Here is a 15681-nt window from a genome sequence, read left to right as displayed (position 1 = left end):
GTCCCGCGGTCCGCCCGCCCTGTCGCGGCCCACGGGGAGCAGCCTGCGCGGCGGTTCCCCGCGCTGCGCGCAGACCGAGTTCCGACGGTTCACCGCTCACCCTTTCGCAGGGTGCCCCGCGGCTGCCAGACTTCCGAGGGTGCCCGACTTCGACATGCTTGTCATCGGATCCGGTCCGGGTGGCCAGAAGGCCGCCATCGCCGCGGCCAAGCTGGGCCGCCGGGTCGCCGTCGTCGACCGCCCCGACATGGTCGGCGGGGTCTCCATCCACACCGGCACCATCCCCTCCAAGACCCTGCGCGAGGCGGTGCTGTACCTGACCGGCCTCACCCAGCGGGACCTGTACGGCCAGAGCTACCGGCTGAAGGAGGACATCACCGTCTCCGACCTGACCGCGCGCACCCAGCACGTGGTGGGCCGGGAGGTCGACGTGATCCGCAGCCAGCTCTCCCGCAACCACATCGCCCTCTACGCCGGCACCGGCCGCTTCGTCGACCCGCACACCGTCGCCCTGCGCGAGGTCAACGGGCACGAACGGCTGCTCAGCGCCGAGAACATCGTCATCGCCACCGGCACCCGCCCGGCACGGCCGGACAGCGTCGAGTTCGACGGCCGCACGATCATGGACTCCGACAACGTGCTCGCCCTCGAACACGTCCCGCGCTCCATGGTCATCGTCGGCGCCGGGGTCATCGGCATGGAGTACGCCTCCATGTTCGCCGCGCTCGGCAGCAAGGTGACGGTCGTGGAGAAGCGGGCCGGGATGCTCGACATCTGCGACGTCGAGGTCATCGAGGCGCTGAAGTACCACCTGCGCGACCTCGCGGTGACCTTCCGGTTCGGGGAGACCGTCGCCGCCGTCGAGCGCCACCCGCGCGGCACGCTGACCATCCTGGAGAGCGGCAAGAAGATCCCGGCCGACGCCGTGATGTACTCGGCCGGCCGGCAGGGTCTGACGGACGAACTCGACCTGGACAAGGCCGGGTTGAGCGCCGACAGGCGCGGCCGGATCACGGTCGACGAGCATTACCGCACCGAGGTGCCGCACATCTACGCCGTGGGAGACGTGATCGGTTTCCCGGCGCTGGCGGCGACCTCCATGGAACAGGGCAGGTCGGCCGCCTACCACGCGTTCGGCGAGCCGGTCGGGCAGATGCACCGCCTTCAGCCCATCGGCATCTACACCATCCCGGAGATCAGCTTCGTCGGGCGCACCGAGGACCAGCTCACCGAGGACAGCGTGCCCTTCGAGGTGGGCATCTCGCGGTACCGCGAACTGGCCCGCGGCCAGATCATCGGGGACTCCCACGGCATGCTGAAACTGCTGGTCTCCCCGGTCGACCGCACCCTGCTCGGGGTGCACTGCTTCGGGACCGGGGCGACCGAGCTGATCCACATCGGGCAGACCGTGATGGGCTGCGGCGGTACGGTCGACTACCTGGTGGACGCGGTGTTCAACTACCCGACGCTCGCCGAGTCGTACAAGGTCGCGGCCCTGGACGCCACGAACAAGCTCCGCCAGATCGACCGGATCGGGGACTGACCCTCAGAGCTGGTCGGGGTCCTCGATCACGTGCACGGCGGCCTCCTCAGCGCCGGCCGCGCCCGCGTCGATGCCCACGTCGGTGGCGACCTCGTCCTTCGTGGTGGTGGGGTGGGCGCCCTCGTCGGGGGCGACGAGGCGTCCGGCGCGGTCGGCGCCGGCCTGCGGGTCGACCGGTTCGCCCTCTCCGCCGGGCAGGTCGCCGATCTCGTCGCCGAGGGGCTCGGTCGCCTCGGGAACCTCCTGGGCCAAGCGCTCGTCGAGGGTCTCGCCCTCGTGCTGCTCGGCGGCGGTGGTGCCGTGCCGGGTGACGCCGAGGGGCTTCTCCGGCGGCGAGTAGCCCTCGTCGAGGGTGTCGTCGTAGGTCCGCTCGTCGAGGGCGTCCTGGAGGTCCAGGGGCGCCGCGTCCTCCTGCTCCTCGTTGGTTCCGGTGGGCTGGTAGGCGTCGTCGGCCATCGGCTCGGCAGGTGTCGGTTCGGTGCCCATGGGCTGCCTCCCTCGCGCTTCGCGTACGTTCGGTGCGATGTCCTGATCCGCGTTTCCCCGTATGCGCTCCCCAACCTCAAAAGGCTGCCGGAGTAAGGCATTCCACAGCCGGAAGGTTACCCCCCAGTTAATCTTGAAGCGTCAAGGAATAGGGCTATCATCACTCGCACACACGGAGTGACCGGCCGTCCACGCAGCGGTCGTACGGTCCTGCGCACCCCTTCCGTTCCTCTCTCCACCGCCCCGGCCCGAGGCCATCCCTCTCGCGGTCCGGAGCGGAGCCACCCCCCACCCCTTTTGCGCTGCACGGTCCCCTCCGCCGTGCGTCGTGCCCTACGGAAAGCAGCACAACCATGAGCATCAACAGGGGCAGAGGGCTGCAGGCCAACGCCCTCGGTACCTTCGACACCGTGGTGATGGCCGTCGCGGGCAGCGCGCCGGCGTACTCGATCGCCGCGACCACCGCGGTCCTGGTCGGCTCGGTGGGCCTGGCCAGTCCGGCGGCTCTGCTGTACTGCGCGATACCCATGCTCGGCATCGCGCTCGCGTTCAGCTATCTGAGCCGGATCGACGTGAACGCGGGGGCCAGTTACTCCTGGGTGGGCCGTACCCTCCACCCCTTCCTGGGCTTCGTCTCCGGCTGGGCGCTGGTGATCTCGGCGACCATCTTCATGGTGGCCGGTTCGCTGCCGGCCGGTTCGATGACGCTGGCCCTCTTCGACGCGGACCTCGCGGACGACACCGCGCTGTCGACCGTCGTGGGCGCGGCCTGGTTCGTGCTGATGCTGCTCGTGGTGCTCGGCGGGGCCCGGCTCACCGTGCGCGCCCAGCTCGTCATGTCCGGCGTGGAGCTGGCGATACTGGCCCTGTTCGCGGTGCTCGCCCTCTTCCACTCCGGCAACGCGCGCACCTTCGAGTGGTCCTGGCTGGGCTTCGGCCACTTCGACGGCATGGCCGGCTTCGCGTCGGGCGCGCTGATCGCCGCGTTCTACTACTGGGGCTGGGACGTCACCAGCAACCTGAGCGAGGAGACCCGCAACAGCCGCCGCACGACGGGACTCGCGGGGCTGATCGGGGTCGGCATCGTCTTCCTGCTGTTCGAGGTCTTCACCATCGCGGTGAACGTCGTCCTCACCTCGAAGCAGATCGAGGACAACGACGCCAACGTGCTGGCCGTGCTCGGTGAGGAGGTCTGGCCGGGCTGGGGCGGCAAGCTGCTGATCGTCGCGGTGATGCTGTCGACCATCGCCACCCTGGAGACCACGCTGATCCAGGTCACCCGCTCGCTGTTCGCGATGGGCCGGGACCGTACGATGCCGTCCGCGCTGGGCAGGGTGCACCGCCGCTGGAACACCCCCTGGGTGGCGATCGTGGTGGTCGGCACGGTGGCGCTGCTGATGTTCATCGCCTCCAACGCCCTCGGTTCGGTGGGCGACATCCTCTCCGACGCCATCTCGGCGATCGGCCTGCAGATCGCCGTGTACTACGGCCTCAGCGGCCTCGCGGTCGTCGTCGCGTACCGCAAGATGCTGCTGAAGTCCCCGGCCGACTTCCTGCTCGGCGGTCTGTGGCCGCTGCTGGGCGCCCTGTTCATGTTCTGGGTCTTCGTCGAGTCGCTGGGCGAGCTGAGCACCGCCGCGATCACGATCGGCGTCGGCGGACTGGCCGTGGGGCTGGTCCCGATGCTCTGGTACTGGCGTCGGGGCAGCGACTACTACCGGCCCGCACGGCTCGACGCGAGCCGTACCGTCGAGGCGGACTACGTTCCCGACGGCGGGGCGGCCGGGCCCTCACTCGTCCACGAGGGTCTCCCCACCGACTTCTGAGGGGTTGTGCGATGGCGAGAGACCGTTTCGCACCCGAATTCGATCCCGACTGCGGGGACGTCCAACTCACCAGCGCCCGCCAGGACATCGTCATCGGCCGGTGGCAGGGTCTGCGCGAACTGCTGCGCGCCACCGGGCCCGACTGGCTCTCCCGGGGCCACCGGGTACGGGTGCTCGCCCAGGCCTGCGCGGGCAGTTCGACGGTCGAGTCGTGGCTCGCGGCCGAACCGCACAACGGTGACGCGCTGGTGCTGCGGGCGGCCACCGAGACGGCCCGGGCGTTCAACCTGGCCATCGCCGCGGGCCGGGGTGTGCCGATCGACCAGCGCCGCGTCGACGCCGCGGTGATGGCCTGCCTCCAGGCGTCGGAGGCGTTCGTGGACGACCCCACGCCGTGGATCTCCCTGATCTCGGTGGCCAGGCTGTACCCGGCCGGCGTGCGGCGGCAGGAACTGGGGCGCTGGTGGGACGAGTTGCACGCGCGGGACCCGTACAGCGTCGAGGGGCACCTCCAGGTGCTGCACTACTACTCGGCCCGCTGGCACGGCTCGAACGGCCTGATGTACGACTTCGCCCGCGACGCGGCCGGAGTGGCACCGCCGGGCTCCGCGCTGCCGGTGCTGGTGCAGTACGCGCGGGTCGAGGAGTACCGCATCGCGACGGACGCCGCCGAGGACAGGCGGACCTCGGTGGGCCTGGGGCAGCACTGGAAGAACGACGGGGCCGTCAGTGACGTACGGCGCACCTGGCAGCGCTGGATCGTGGGCCGCGCCGACCGGACGGTGGCTCCCGGCGAGCTGCGCGACCTCAACTACCTGACCCACGCGGCCTGTCACGCGGGTCTCGCGGAGATCGCGGTGCCGCTGCTGCGTCTCCTGGACCGCCGGGGCACCCGCGCCCCGTGGTCGTACACCGGCGATCCGCAACAGCAGTTCGTCAAGTGGCGGAAGGAGTTCCGGGTGCGGGGCTGAGCGGCGGACGACCTCAGCCGCCGGACCGCTCCCCCGCCGCCCCGGCCGTCCCGGCCGTCCCGGCCGTCCATTTCTCCTCGATGCGGCCGAACTTCCACACCACCAGGGCGACGATCCAGGTGGCGAGGAACAGGGCCACGACGACGAAGCCCAGGAGGTTGAGGTCGAGGCCGCCGATCCAGCTCCAGAAGGGGCCGTGGAGGTCCAGCCCGTCGGCCAGCAGGCCGAGGAGTTCGACCGTGCCGATGAGGAGGGCCACAGCGACCGACAGGCCGGTGATCGTGAGGTTGTAGTAGACCTTGCGGACCGGCTTCGAGAACGCCCAGCCGTAGGCGAAGTTCATGAAGGAGCCGTCGATCGTGTCGAGGAGGGACATGCCGGCGGCGAAGAGGACGGGCAGGGTGAGGATCGCGTACCAGGGCAGCCCGGAGGCCGCGCCCGACCCGGCCAGGACCAGCAGGGCGATCTCCGTCGCCGTGTCGAAGCCCAGGCCGAAGAGGAGGCCGAGCGGGTACATCTGCCACGGCTTGGTGATGGACTTCATGACACGGCCGAGCAGGCGGTTCATGAAGCCGCGGTTGTTCAACTGCTGCTCCAGCGCGGCCTCGTCGTAGCGGCCGGAGCGCATCCGCCGGAACACCTTCCAGATGCCCACGAGGACGACCAGGTTGACCGCGGCGATGAGGTAGAGGAACGCCCCCGAGACCGTCGTACCGATCAGCGTGGTCATGTCGTGGAGCCGGGAGTCGTCGTCGCGGACCGGTCCCGCGAGGGATTTGACGCCGAACGAGAGCAGCAGCGCGAGGGCGAAGACGACGCTGGAGTGGCCGAGCGAGAACCAGAAGCCCACCGACAGCGGCCGCTGTCCCTCGCCCATCAGCTTGCGGGTGGTGTTGTCGACGGCCGCGATGTGGTCGGCGTCGAAGGCGTGCCGCATGCCGAGCGTGTAGGCGGTCACGCCGATGCCGATGCCGAAGGACTTCTCGCCGACGGCGTAGTGGTGCGGGGCGACGATCGCGACGAGGGTGAACCAGCCGATCACGTGCAGGCCCACCACGACCGCGGCCATGCCGCCCGCCCTGACCCACTCCTGCCGCGTCATGGAGCCACGGACGCGGTGCCGTACCGAGCCCCTCACGGGGGCGGCGGTGGCGGGGAGGAGGGGCGGAGCGGAGTCAGGGGCGGCCGTCATCGGGCGGAGGTTCCTTCTTCGGTGGGCACGGCCGCGGTCAGCAGCCTTGTGTCATCCTCCGGCACCTGCAAGTGATGTGCAGTAAAGCCCGTGGCAGGTCTTTCCCACGTCTGGGGAAAGCACCCGTTCAGGGCGCCGCCCCGCGGCGCCCGGACCTCATGTCGGCCCGTGCGCGCTCACGTTCGGTGCCACGTGGATGTCCATCCCGGCGGCGGGCACGGTGGGCCAGTCGCGGGCGTAGGCGGGTGGCGCGGCCCCCGGCCGGGTGAGGACGGCGACGGGCATACGGCGGGACGCCCCGACGATCCCCGCCTCGGTGCTGTTGGTGTTGGGGCCCAGGGCCGCCGCCGAGGTGCACCCGGCGTAGTAGGCGACGGGGACCGACAGATGGCCGGTGAGCAGACAGGGCCGGCGCACCCCCAGGCGGTTCAGCTCGTCCGCGGTGTCGGCCCAGTCGCGGTGGTGGCCCGTGGTGCGTTTCACCGTGCGCTCCAGCACGGTGTACTGCACCGCCAGGTGTCCCGCCAGCCCGATCGCGAGCAGCACCGCCGGGACGGGCCGCCACCGGCCGGCCGGGGTGGTCGCCAGGTGGAACAGCGCGTCGGCGACCGGGATCGCGAGCAGGGCGTAGGCGGGCAGCAGGAAGCGCGGGGCCGCGTACCCGATCAGGAACAGGTAGGGCACGGCGGCCGTCGCGGCGCAGGCCAGCGGGACGAGGGTGGCCCGGGTGCGCCCGGCCCGTACGGCGACCACCAGTCCGACGGCGGCCAGCAGCGGGAGGACGGCCCACCAGGCCATGACGGCGGGGTCCGGCAGCGGCCCCGTGCAGGGACGGCACAGGGACCGGCCGCTCAGGCTGCGCAGTTGGTCGTCGACGGCGAACTGCGGGCCGAGCCCGCCCTGGATGCGGGAGCCCTCGTGCAGGCGCTCGGCCAGGCCGCCGTAGCTGACGTACGCCTCGACGACCCACTGCGTGCCGCCCGCCACCAGTCCCGCCACCAGGGTGAGGACGGACCGCGCACGGCGGCCGACGGCTGCGGCGGCGAGCAGCGGGAGGGTGACCCACACGGCGTCGGTGGGCCGCATCCACGCCATGAGGCAGGCGCCCGCCGCGACCCCCCACAGCGCCCTCGGGTTCTCTCGGGCCCGCAGGAAGCAGCCGGCCGCGCCCAGCCCGCCGACGGCGACCCAGTAGTTGGGCATGGCCTGGGGACCGTAGAACACGGTGATCCACAGGGAGGCGAACAGGGCGCCGCCGACGGCGAGGACGCGGACCGGGAAGAGGCCGCGCCAGGCGCGCAGGGCCAGCCAGAGGCCGAGACCGGACAGCACGGCGAGGTACACCCGCAGGAGTTCCGTCGAGGTCGACCAGCTCGCGATCGGCGCGACCAGCAGGGAGACACCGCGGGCGCGCGGGGCACTGAAGAAGGCGGCCGGAGCCTGGGTGCCGACCTGGCTGACGTACACGGTCTCGTCCCAGCCCAGGCCCATGCCGGGGCGGACGAGCACGAGTTGGGCCAGGGTGAAGGCGGCGGCCACCGCCGCGAGCGGCCAGGAGCTTCCGGTGCGCCGCAGAGCGTCGGAGGCAGCCGACGGTGTACGCCGGTTGCCTCCGACGAGCAGGGCGCTGTCGCCGTGTGCCATCGTCCATCCCTCACCCCGTGTGCCTCGGGACTGGTCCGGTCCTCGAGGCTTCCGTCCTCGAGGACTTCTGTCCTCGAGGACATGGACAACCTAACCCGGGGCGGGAGGGGGTGCAGGGCGGAGTTCGGCCAGGCGGTGCCTGTCCGGACCGCCCGGCCGGCTCAGCGGGCGTGCGGTGCGCGGTGCCGGGGCTGGTCCGGAGCGGGGCGGTCACGCGGTGCCGGGACGGGGCGGACGACGGGCCCGTCGCCGTTCACGGTGAGCCTGGTGCCGTGGTGGCGGATCGTCAGGGGCTCTCCCGACCTCAGGGTGTATGTCGCCTTGTCCGGACCGATCTCCACGCGCAGGCAGCGGCCGAGGAGCTGGAGGTTGAACGCGAGACGGCTGAACCGCTCGGGCAGCCGCGGGGCGAAGCACAGCGAGTCCCCGTCGCGCCGCAGTCCGCCGAACCCGGCGACCAGGGCCGTCCAGGTGCCGGCGAGGGAGGCGATGTGGAGTCCGTCGCGGGTGTTGCTCTCCAGGTCGACGAGGTCCATCAGCGCCGCCTCGGCCGTGTAGGCGTAGGCGAGGGACAGGTGGCCCGCGCGGGCGGCGACGACCGCCTGGACGCAGGCCGACAGGGAGGAGTCCCGCACGGTCAGGGGCTCGTAGTAGGCGAAGTTGCGGGCGATCTGCTCCTCGTCGTGGAACTCCTCGAACCAGCCGCTGCACAGGTACATCGCCAGCACCAGGTCGGCCTGCTTGACGACCTGCTTGCGGTAGATGTCGAAGTAGGGGAAGTGCAGCATCAGCGGGTACTGGTCGGCGCGGGTGTTCTCGAAGTCCCAGCGCTGGTAACGGGTGAAGCCCGCGTGCTGTTCGTGCACGCCGAGCTCGTCGTTGTAGGGGATGTGCACGGCCTCGGCGGCGTCTCGCCAGGCGGCGCTCTCCTCGTCGTCGACGCCGAGTTCGGCGGCCCGCTCCGGATACCGGCCGCAGACGTCGGCGGCGGCGAGGAGGTTCGCGCGGGCCATGAGGTTGGTGTAGGTGTTGTCGTCGGCGACCGCGCTGTACTCGTCGGGCCCGGTGACGCCGTCGATGTGGAAGACGCCGTGGTGGTCGTGGTGGCCCAGGGAGCGCCACAACCGGGCCGTCTCCACGAGGAGTTCGACGCCGGTGTCGCGTTCGAAGTCGGTGTCGCAGGTGGCCTCGGTGTAGCGCACGACGGCGTCCGCGACGGCGGCGTTGACGTGGAAGGCGGCGGTGCCCGCGGGCCAGTACGCCGACCCTTCCGAGCCCTCGATGGTCCGCCAGGGGAACGCGGCGCCGTTCAGGCCGAGTTGCGCGGCGCGCTCGCGGGCGGCGGGCAGCGTCTTCTGCCGCCAGCGCAGCGCCTCCGCCACGGCACGCGGTTCGGTGTAGGTGAGCAGCGGCAGCACGAAGGTCTCGGTGTCCCAGAAGGCGTGCCCGTCGTACCCGGAACCGGTCAGTCCCTTGGCGGGGATGGCCCGTTGCTCCGCGCGGGCGCCCGCCTGGAGGACGTGGAAGAGGGCGAAGCGGACCGCCTGCTGGATCTCCTCGTCGCCGTCGACCTCGACGTCGGCGCGGGCCCAGAAGTCGTCGAGGTAGGACCGCTGTTCGTCCAGGAGTCCGTCCCAGCCGCTTTGGGCCGCGGCCGCCAGGGCCGCGTCGACCTGGTCGCTCATCGCGGGCCGGGAGCGGGCCCCGGACCAGCCGTGGGCGACCAGTTTCTCCACCCGCAGCCGCTCCCCCGGCTCCAGGACGGAGGTGACGGTCAGCCGGGCCAGGTCCACCGTCTCCTCGCTGCTGGTGGTGGTGCGTTCCGGTCCTTCGATCACGTGGTCGGCGGCCACGGCGACCCGCAGTCCGCTGTGCCGGGTGCGGTGCACCAGGCGCAGCCGGGTCCCGTCGGCGAAGCCCTCCTCGTGCTCCAGGGGCGACTTCAGGGTCTTGGCGGCGCGCGGGTCGCCGTTCGGGCCGGGCAGGCTCTCGTTGGTGACCAGCTCGGACTGGATCACCACCCTGGTGCGGCTGTCGACGGGCTCCACCTCGTAGGCCACGGCGGCGACCGCCCGCTGGCTCAGCGAGACGAGCCGGGTCGAGCGCACCCTTATCCGCGAGCCCGCCGGCGAGATCCACTCGCAGGTCCGCTCCAGGACGCCCCGGCGCAGGTCCAGGCAGCGTTCGTGGGCCACGAGACGGCCGTAGCGCAGGTCGAAGGGCTCGTCGTCGACGAGGAGCCGCACGATCTTGCCGTTGGTGACGTTGATGGCGGTCTGGCCGGACTCGGGGTAGCCGTAGCCGGCCTCGGCGTACGGCAGCGGGTGCAGTTCGTGGACGCCGTTGAGGTAGGTGCCGGGCAGGCCGTGCGGTTCGCCCTCGTCGAGGTTGCCGCGCCAGCCGACATGGCCGTTGGACAGGGCGAACACGGACTCGCTCTGGGCCAGGACGTCGAGCTTGAGGGAGGTCTCGCGGACGGCCCAGGGCTCGACGGTGTAGGAGCGTTGGGTGATCACGCGTGTCCTCCGAGTTCGGCGAGGCCCTTCACGACGATGTCCGCGCCGTGCTCGTACAGGGCGTCGGTCTGCCCGACGCGGTCGAGGCCGACGACGTACCCGAAGCCTCCGGCGCGGCCCGCGTCCATGCCGGCGAGGGCGTCCTCGAAGACGGCGGAGCGGGGTGCGTCGAGGCCCAGGTCCTCGGCGGCGGCGAGGAAGGTGTCGGGGTGCGGCTTGCCGGGGAGCCCGCGCTCGGCCGCGACCACGCCGTCGACGCGTACGTCGAAGAGGTCCTCGGCGTCGATCGCGCGCAGCACGTCACGGCAGTTGGCGCTGGAGGAGACGATCGCGGTGCGCAGGCCCTGGGCGCGGGCCGCGCGGATGTAGGTCAGGGTGTCGTCGTAGGCTTCGACTCCCTCGGTGCGGATCTTCTCCAGGACGAGGGCGTTCTTGCGGTTGCCGAGGCCGTGGACCGTCTCCGTGCCGGGCGGGTCGTCGGGTTTCCCGTCCGGCAGTTCGATGCCGCGGGAGGCGAGGAAGGTGCGCACGCCGTCGGCCCGTGGCAGGCCGTCGACGTACTGGTCGTAGTCGTGGTCGTCGAAAGGCCGGAAATGATCGCCCTCGCGTTCGCGCAGGAACGCGTCGAACATCTCCTTCCAGGCCGCCGCGTGCACGACGGCCGTCCTGGTGACGACCCCGTCGAGGTCGAACAGGCATGCCTTGATCTGTGCGGGTAGACCGAGCTCCGTCATAAAGGACACGGTGCCCAGCCTTTCGCTTCGTCAACAAACGGATTCAGTCGTGCGGGAAGGAGTGGTGCTCGTGGGCCACCAGCCAGCGGCCGCGCTCCTTGCGCAGACCGAAGGTGAGCCGGAGCCGGAAGCCGGGGTCCGCGGCGAGTTCCTCCGGGGTGGCGCAGCGCACCAGGGCGTGGGCGTACGCGACGTCCGTGCCCGCGGTGACGTGGAGGGACTCGATGTCGAAGCGGGCACCCTGCGCCTGCCAGGCGAGGAAGGGCGGCCAGGCCGCGCGGTAGGCGGCGAGTCCCCGGATGCCGTGGTGGGGTGAGGCCACGTCGAACATGACGATGTCCTGGGCGTGGTCCGCGCTCACGCCGGCGAGGTCACCGCGGTGCACGGCCGCGGCCCACGCGGTGATGAGGGCCCGGATGCGCTCCTCGTCGGTGGCGCCGGCAGCGCCCGAGGCGTCGGACCGGTCGTCGTACTGGGGCACGTCTGGGGCTCCTTTCTCCCCCTTGCGCCTTCCAGGGTGCCTGGCCGACCCGAAGTCATCGAATGACACACTCGGTGTGTGCCGCTGACCTTCGACGACCTCCTGACCCGCGCGCGTTCCCTCGCCGAGCCCGGGAGGCGGGCCGTGCTCGGCATCGCCGGCTCCCCCGGCGCGGGCAAGACGACCCTCGCCGAGCATCTGGTGCGGGCGCTGAACGGCCCGGGTGAGCCCTGGGTGGCGCACGTGCCCATGGACGGCTTCCACCTGGCCGACGTGGAGCTGGAGCGGCTCGGGCTGCGCGACCGCAAGGGGGCGCCCGAGACCTTCGACGCCGCCGGGTACGCGGCCCTGCTGCGGCGGCTGCGCGAGGAGACGGAGGGGGACGTCGTGTACGCGCCGGGGTTCGAGCGGGTGCTGGAGCAGCCGGTCGCGGGGGCGATCCCGGTGCCGCCGACCGCCCGTCTGGTCGTGACCGAGGGGAACTACCTGCTGCTCGGCACCGGTGCGTGGGCGCGGGTGCGACCCGCGCTGGACGAGGTGTGGTTCTGCGCACTCGACGAGGACGAGCGGGTGCGCCGGCTGGTCGCCCGGCACGAGGAGTTCGGCAAGACCCACGAGGAGGCGGTGGCGTGGGTGCGGCGCTCCGACCAGGCCAACGCGGAACTGGTGGCGGCCACCCGGGACCGCGCCGACCTGGTGGTGCCGCAGTCGGCGCTGCCCGGCGTGGACGGGTGACCGCCGCCCCGCGCCTCAGCGGGCGGACAGGGTCAGTTCCGGCTCGCCGTGGGCGTCCCCTGCCGGGTCACCGATGTGCGCGGTGAAGGCCTCGGTGCGCACCGTGAGGCCCGTGCCCTCGCGCGCGAACGCGGCCGTGAAGGTGCCTCCGGGGCCGTAGCGCACGGCGAAGGCGTGCAGGTCGTCCGGTGCGTCCGGGGCGGGGTCGGCTTCGAGTGCCGTGGAGCTGACCAGGTGGCGCCAGCCCTCGTCGGGGTTGCCGTAGCCGCGGGGGTCGGCGGCCAGGGCGAAGGCCGCCTGCTCCTGGGTGGCGGCCGAGCGGGCGTCGAAGTGGTCGACGCCCTCCGCCCCGGGATGCGTCAGCCGCAGGGCGCCCACGGAGGCCACCTCGCCGTCGGCCGTCCGGCGCACCCGGTCGCCGTCGTCCTCGGCGTACGGCAGCCCGGCCAGCAGGTAGGGAGTGCCGGGCAGCCGTTCCAGGGTGACCGCGGTCCACAGGCTCGTGCCGTCGGTGACGTACAGGGACTGGATGTGCCGCAGGACGTGGTCGCGGCCGACGACCGGCTTGGTGACCAGCTTGGCCGTGAGGCCGTCGGCGCGCACGTCGCGCACCCGGACCTCGCCCATGGGGCGGCACAGCAGGAAGCCGTCGGCGACCGGGCCGAAGCCGTGCTGCCGGTTCACGGCCGCGGGGAGGTAGTAGGTGCCCGCAGCCTCCACGACCGCCGGTGTCATCCGGGAGTCGAAGGCCACCGAGACGCCGCCGGCCCGCAGTTGGTGGCGGGCGGTCGCCGTGGACGGCTCCCGGTGCCAGCGTGCGGTGTCCTGGATCTGCCAGACCAGCATCCAGGCGAAGTGGCCGTCCACCCCGCCGTCCTCCTTGACCGCGTGCCGGGCCCAGCGGCTGTCGCCCCGGTAGCGGCCGAGGTCGGCGCCGATGCGGGCGCCGAAGTAGCGCAGTCCGAGGACCGCCTCGAAGGCGGAGTGCTGCTCGCTGTAGCGCGGGCCGCCGGTGTCGAAGCCGCCGTTGGTCAGCCGGGCGTCGATGTAGCGGGCCAGGGTGTCGCCGTCCTCGGCGAACATCGTCTCGCCGCTGACCCGGTGGGCCTGGGCGAGGAAGGACAGGGAGATCGGGCCGTAGTTGTTGTCGTAGGCGCCGCCGTGCTCGGGCGGCAGGGCCGCGCCGCGGTCCTCGACCCGGTGGGCGCGGATCTCGTCCCGGTACAGCCGCAGGGCACGCGCGCGCACCGACTCGGCCTCCGGGCCGGGCAGATGGGCCGCCAGCATCAGGCCGCCGACCACACAGCCGATCGCCTGGTTGCCGGCCTCCTGCGGGTTGAAGAAGGTCGCCTCGGTGAGCCAGCGCCAGTATCCGCGGGCCACGTCGAGGAGTTCGGCCTTCTGACCGTCGTCGAGGAGGCCCTCCGCCGCGTCGAGCACGTTCACCGCCTGGAGGAGCGCCCACACCGTGCTCGGCCAGTCGCCGATGGGGTGGGCGCCCGCCGCCAGGGTGTAACGGGCGTACGGCAGGCCGGAGTCGCGGACCCTGAGGTTCGGGTAGCCCGGGTTGTCGTCGACGTAGACCCGCTCGCGCAGATGGAAGGCGAGGCTGCGGCGGACCGCCTCCGGCAGGCGGTCGTCCCGGGTGCGCTGCCAGGCGAAGGCGAGCAGCGAGGTGATGCCGAGGGAGGTGTCGCCGATGTCGTCGACGCAGTCGGGGTGTTCGAGGCAGCCCTCGGGGGTGAGACGGGCGAGGGCCTGCTCGATGACGTCGGCGAGGACGGCGTCGTACGCCTGCGGTGTGTCCGGCAGGTCGTGCAGCGGCCCGAGCTGGCGTGGGAGGTGCAAGGAGATCAGCCCTTCATGCCTGAGAGGTGGCCCGCAGTGCGAGGGTCAGTGTCTGCGGCCCGTGCCCACCGAGGTAGACACGGTTCCCGGTCGTCGCGTCGGTGCCGCCGGTCACGGTGTGGTCCTGCCCCGGGTCGTAGCGCAGTACGTCGCTCCGGTCGGGTCCGACGAGCGGTTCGCCCGTCTCGACGGCGGCCTCGACCCGGATCCCGTCGTCGCCGACGCGGTAGGTGAGCGGCTCGCCCGTCATGCACCAGCGTCCGTCGCCGAGCGGTACGGCGCCCTGCGGCTCGCCGCCCGGCCGGAAGGTCAGTTCGAGGGCCCAGGGCACCGGGGGGCCGCTGATGTCGATCCGCAGGTCGGCCCCGTCCTCCCGCAGGTCGACCTCAACCTGTGTCGTGTGGGAGACCTCGTCCTGCGGGCGGTCGGCGAAGGCCATGGCCGCGGAGAAGCGGCCCTCGTCCACCAGGGGGTAGGCGCCGTCGTCGCGTCTGCGGTCCTTCGGGAGCGGCTGGTAGTAGGCGGCGGTGAGGGTCTGGGTGAGCCGGTACCGGTGACCGGCGAGCCGTTCCATGTCGGCGGCGCGGAACGGCCCCAGGTCGAAGAACCCCCGGGAGAGGCGGACCGCGTCGAGGACGGCGGCACCGGCGAACATGCGCAGGAAGGTGGGGTTGCAGGCGAGGCCCGAGCGGATGCGCCGGTGCCGGGGCACGTCGGAGCCGCCGTACACCACGGTGTGCGCGGTGGCCGAGACATGGTGCGCGAGACGTGCGGTGGGGAGGTACCGGTCGCGCGGGAGCTGCTCCGCGTCCGGGGCGGGCAGGGTGCGGCACAGATCCGGGGTGAGGAGGGTCTGGGCGAGCAGGTCGGGGTCGTGGATGCCGCCGACGGCCGCCAGGCGGGCCGCGCGGGCGAAGTCTCCCCGGCCGGTGCGGATCGCGAGCAGCCGGTAGTGCGGCAGGTAGGGCCACAGCGCGAACGGCGTCCGCTGGTCCTGGCGGCGCGAGTGGACGGTCTCCACCGTGCCGTCCGGCCTGATCAGGTCCAGGGTCGCGGTGAGGTTGCGTTCGACGGCGGCCACCAGGTCGGTGCGTCCGAGCACCTCGGCCAGCAACAGCAGCGCCGGGTTGGTCACGATGGACGCGTAGACGGCGCTGCGTTCCGAGTACAGGCCTTCCGCGTCGATGTCGACGCCCTCGGCGAGCCACTCCTCGGCGCGGGCGAGCAGCCGGTCGTCGGGGAACGACCGGTGCAGCCGGGCCAGCGCGGCGGACAGCTCCCAGCGGTGGTTCGGGGTGTGCACCCCACCGGTCAGGAGGCTTTCGGCGGCGGCGCATGCGATCTCGGCGAGCGCCGCCGTGACGTCGGCCAGTTCGGGCCCCGCACCCCCGGCGAGGACGTACGCGTCGCACACGTCGTTGACGGTGAACGCGGAGTCCGGCGGCGACTGCACGTTGTCGCCGCCCGCGAAGAGACCGGAGGGCGTCTGCACGGCCCGCAGGGCACGCAGGTGGGTCAGCGCGGCGGCGACGGCCCGCTCACTGCCGTGCAGGGCCGACTCCGGCGAGCGGTACGCCGCGACCAGCGTCTTCACCCGCCGGGCCAGGGCGCGGTGCGGCTCGACGAACTCCGCGGACGGGTCGGCCGACCCGTCGGCGGCGAGCGCCGCCGCGCGGACGAACTCGTGGTCGATCGGAGCGGGCAA

At 72.3% G+C, this 15681-nt stretch carries 12 protein-coding genes; 4 read left to right on the top strand and 8 right to left on the bottom strand.

Going from position 1 to position 15681, the window contains the following annotated elements; all coding sequences use genetic code 11:
* Positions 1–139: 139 nt before the first annotated feature.
* On the top strand, positions 140–1543 hold the full coding sequence (sthA, locus tag ACIQJT_RS03865; protein WP_402639573.1) for a Si-specific NAD(P)(+) transhydrogenase: 1404 nt from the start codon (positions 140–142) through the stop codon (positions 1541–1543).
* Positions 1544–1546: 3 nt separating this feature from the next.
* Here sthA and ACIQJT_RS03860 read toward each other — a convergent pair whose 3' ends face one another.
* On the bottom strand, positions 1547–2029 hold the full coding sequence (locus tag ACIQJT_RS03860; RefSeq protein ID WP_365458978.1) for a DUF5709 domain-containing protein: 483 nt from the start codon (positions 2027–2029) through the stop codon (positions 1547–1549).
* A gap of 353 nt (positions 2030–2382) precedes the next feature.
* On the opposite strand from ACIQJT_RS03860, the gene ACIQJT_RS03855 reads away from it, so the two are divergent.
* Together ACIQJT_RS03855 and ACIQJT_RS03850 are read left to right on the top strand one after the other, a co-directional pair.
* Positions 2383–3855, top strand: a complete 1473-nt coding sequence (locus ACIQJT_RS03855) for an APC family permease (protein WP_402639571.1) — start codon at positions 2383–2385, stop codon at positions 3853–3855.
* A gap of 11 nt (positions 3856–3866) precedes the next feature.
* Positions 3867–4826 carry a hypothetical protein gene (locus ACIQJT_RS03850; RefSeq protein WP_402639569.1) on the top strand — a complete coding sequence of 320 codons (960 nt, stop codon included), beginning with the start codon at positions 3867–3869 and terminating at the stop codon, positions 4824–4826.
* A gap of 13 nt (positions 4827–4839) precedes the next feature.
* On the opposite strand, the gene ACIQJT_RS03845 is transcribed toward ACIQJT_RS03850, so the two are convergent.
* The 5 genes from ACIQJT_RS03845 to ACIQJT_RS03825 all read right to left on the bottom strand — a co-directional run bounded on the left by ACIQJT_RS03845 (position 4840) and on the right by ACIQJT_RS03825 (position 11393).
* The gene (locus ACIQJT_RS03845; protein WP_402639567.1) at positions 4840–6018 is read right to left on the bottom strand and encodes a HoxN/HupN/NixA family nickel/cobalt transporter; all 1179 of its coding nucleotides are present in this window, start codon (positions 6016–6018) and stop codon (positions 4840–4842) included.
* A 156-nt stretch (positions 6019–6174) separates the two neighbouring features.
* Positions 6175–7662, bottom strand: a complete 1488-nt coding sequence (locus tag ACIQJT_RS03840; protein ID WP_402639565.1) for a hypothetical protein — start codon at positions 7660–7662, stop codon at positions 6175–6177.
* A gap of 161 nt (positions 7663–7823) precedes the next feature.
* On the bottom strand, positions 7824–10178 hold the full coding sequence (locus ACIQJT_RS03835) for a glycoside hydrolase family 65 protein (RefSeq protein WP_402639563.1): 2355 nt from the start codon (positions 10176–10178) through the stop codon (positions 7824–7826).
* Positions 10175–10912, bottom strand: a complete 738-nt coding sequence (locus tag ACIQJT_RS03830; protein ID WP_402639561.1) for a beta-phosphoglucomutase family hydrolase — start codon at positions 10910–10912, stop codon at positions 10175–10177. Before ACIQJT_RS03830 ends, ACIQJT_RS03835 begins: the two co-directional genes overlap by 4 nt.
* Positions 10913–10955: 43 nt before the next feature.
* On the bottom strand, positions 10956–11393 hold the full coding sequence (locus ACIQJT_RS03825; protein WP_402639559.1) for a nuclear transport factor 2 family protein: 438 nt from the start codon (positions 11391–11393) through the stop codon (positions 10956–10958).
* Positions 11394–11471: 78 nt separating this feature from the next.
* Here ACIQJT_RS03825 and ACIQJT_RS03820 point away from each other — a divergent pair, with 78 nt between their 5' ends.
* Complete coding sequence (locus ACIQJT_RS03820; protein ID WP_402639557.1) at positions 11472–12128, top strand: nucleoside/nucleotide kinase family protein; 657 nt, start codon at positions 11472–11474, stop codon at positions 12126–12128.
* Positions 12129–12143: 15 nt separating this feature from the next.
* Here the strand turns inward: ACIQJT_RS03820 and ACIQJT_RS03815 are convergent, their stop codons facing one another.
* Positions 12144–13976 (bottom strand): hypothetical protein, encoded by a 1833-nt coding sequence (locus tag ACIQJT_RS03815; protein WP_402639555.1) that lies wholly within the window; start codon positions 13974–13976, stop codon positions 12144–12146.
* Positions 13977–13989: 13 nt separating this feature from the next.
* Positions 13990–15681: a hypothetical protein gene (locus tag ACIQJT_RS03810; RefSeq protein ID WP_402639553.1), complete on the bottom strand. Its 1692-nt coding sequence runs from the start codon at positions 15679–15681 to the stop codon at positions 13990–13992.

The sequence above is a fragment of the Streptomyces sp. NPDC091972 genome (assembly GCF_044756385.1).
Lineage (GTDB): Bacteria > Actinomycetota > Actinomycetes > Streptomycetales > Streptomycetaceae > Streptomyces.
This window is presented reverse-complemented; position numbering and strand designations above follow the sequence as displayed.

Coding starts and splice junctions, on each gene's coding strand:
- ACIQJT_RS03860 (WP_365458978.1), bottom strand. CDS start 2,029: ATGGGCACCGAACCGACACCTGCCGAGCCGATGGCCGACGACGCCTAC.
- ACIQJT_RS03855 (WP_402639571.1), top strand. CDS start 2,383: ATGAGCATCAACAGGGGCAGAGGGCTGCAGGCCAACGCCCTCGGTACC.
- ACIQJT_RS03850 (WP_402639569.1), top strand. CDS start 3,867: ATGGCGAGAGACCGTTTCGCACCCGAATTCGATCCCGACTGCGGGGAC.
- ACIQJT_RS03845 (WP_402639567.1), bottom strand. CDS start 6,018: ATGACGGCCGCCCCTGACTCCGCTCCGCCCCTCCTCCCCGCCACCGCC.
- ACIQJT_RS03840 (WP_402639565.1), bottom strand. CDS start 7,662: ATGGCACACGGCGACAGCGCCCTGCTCGTCGGAGGCAACCGGCGTACA.
- ACIQJT_RS03830 (WP_402639561.1), bottom strand. CDS start 10,912: ATGACGGAGCTCGGTCTACCCGCACAGATCAAGGCATGCCTGTTCGAC.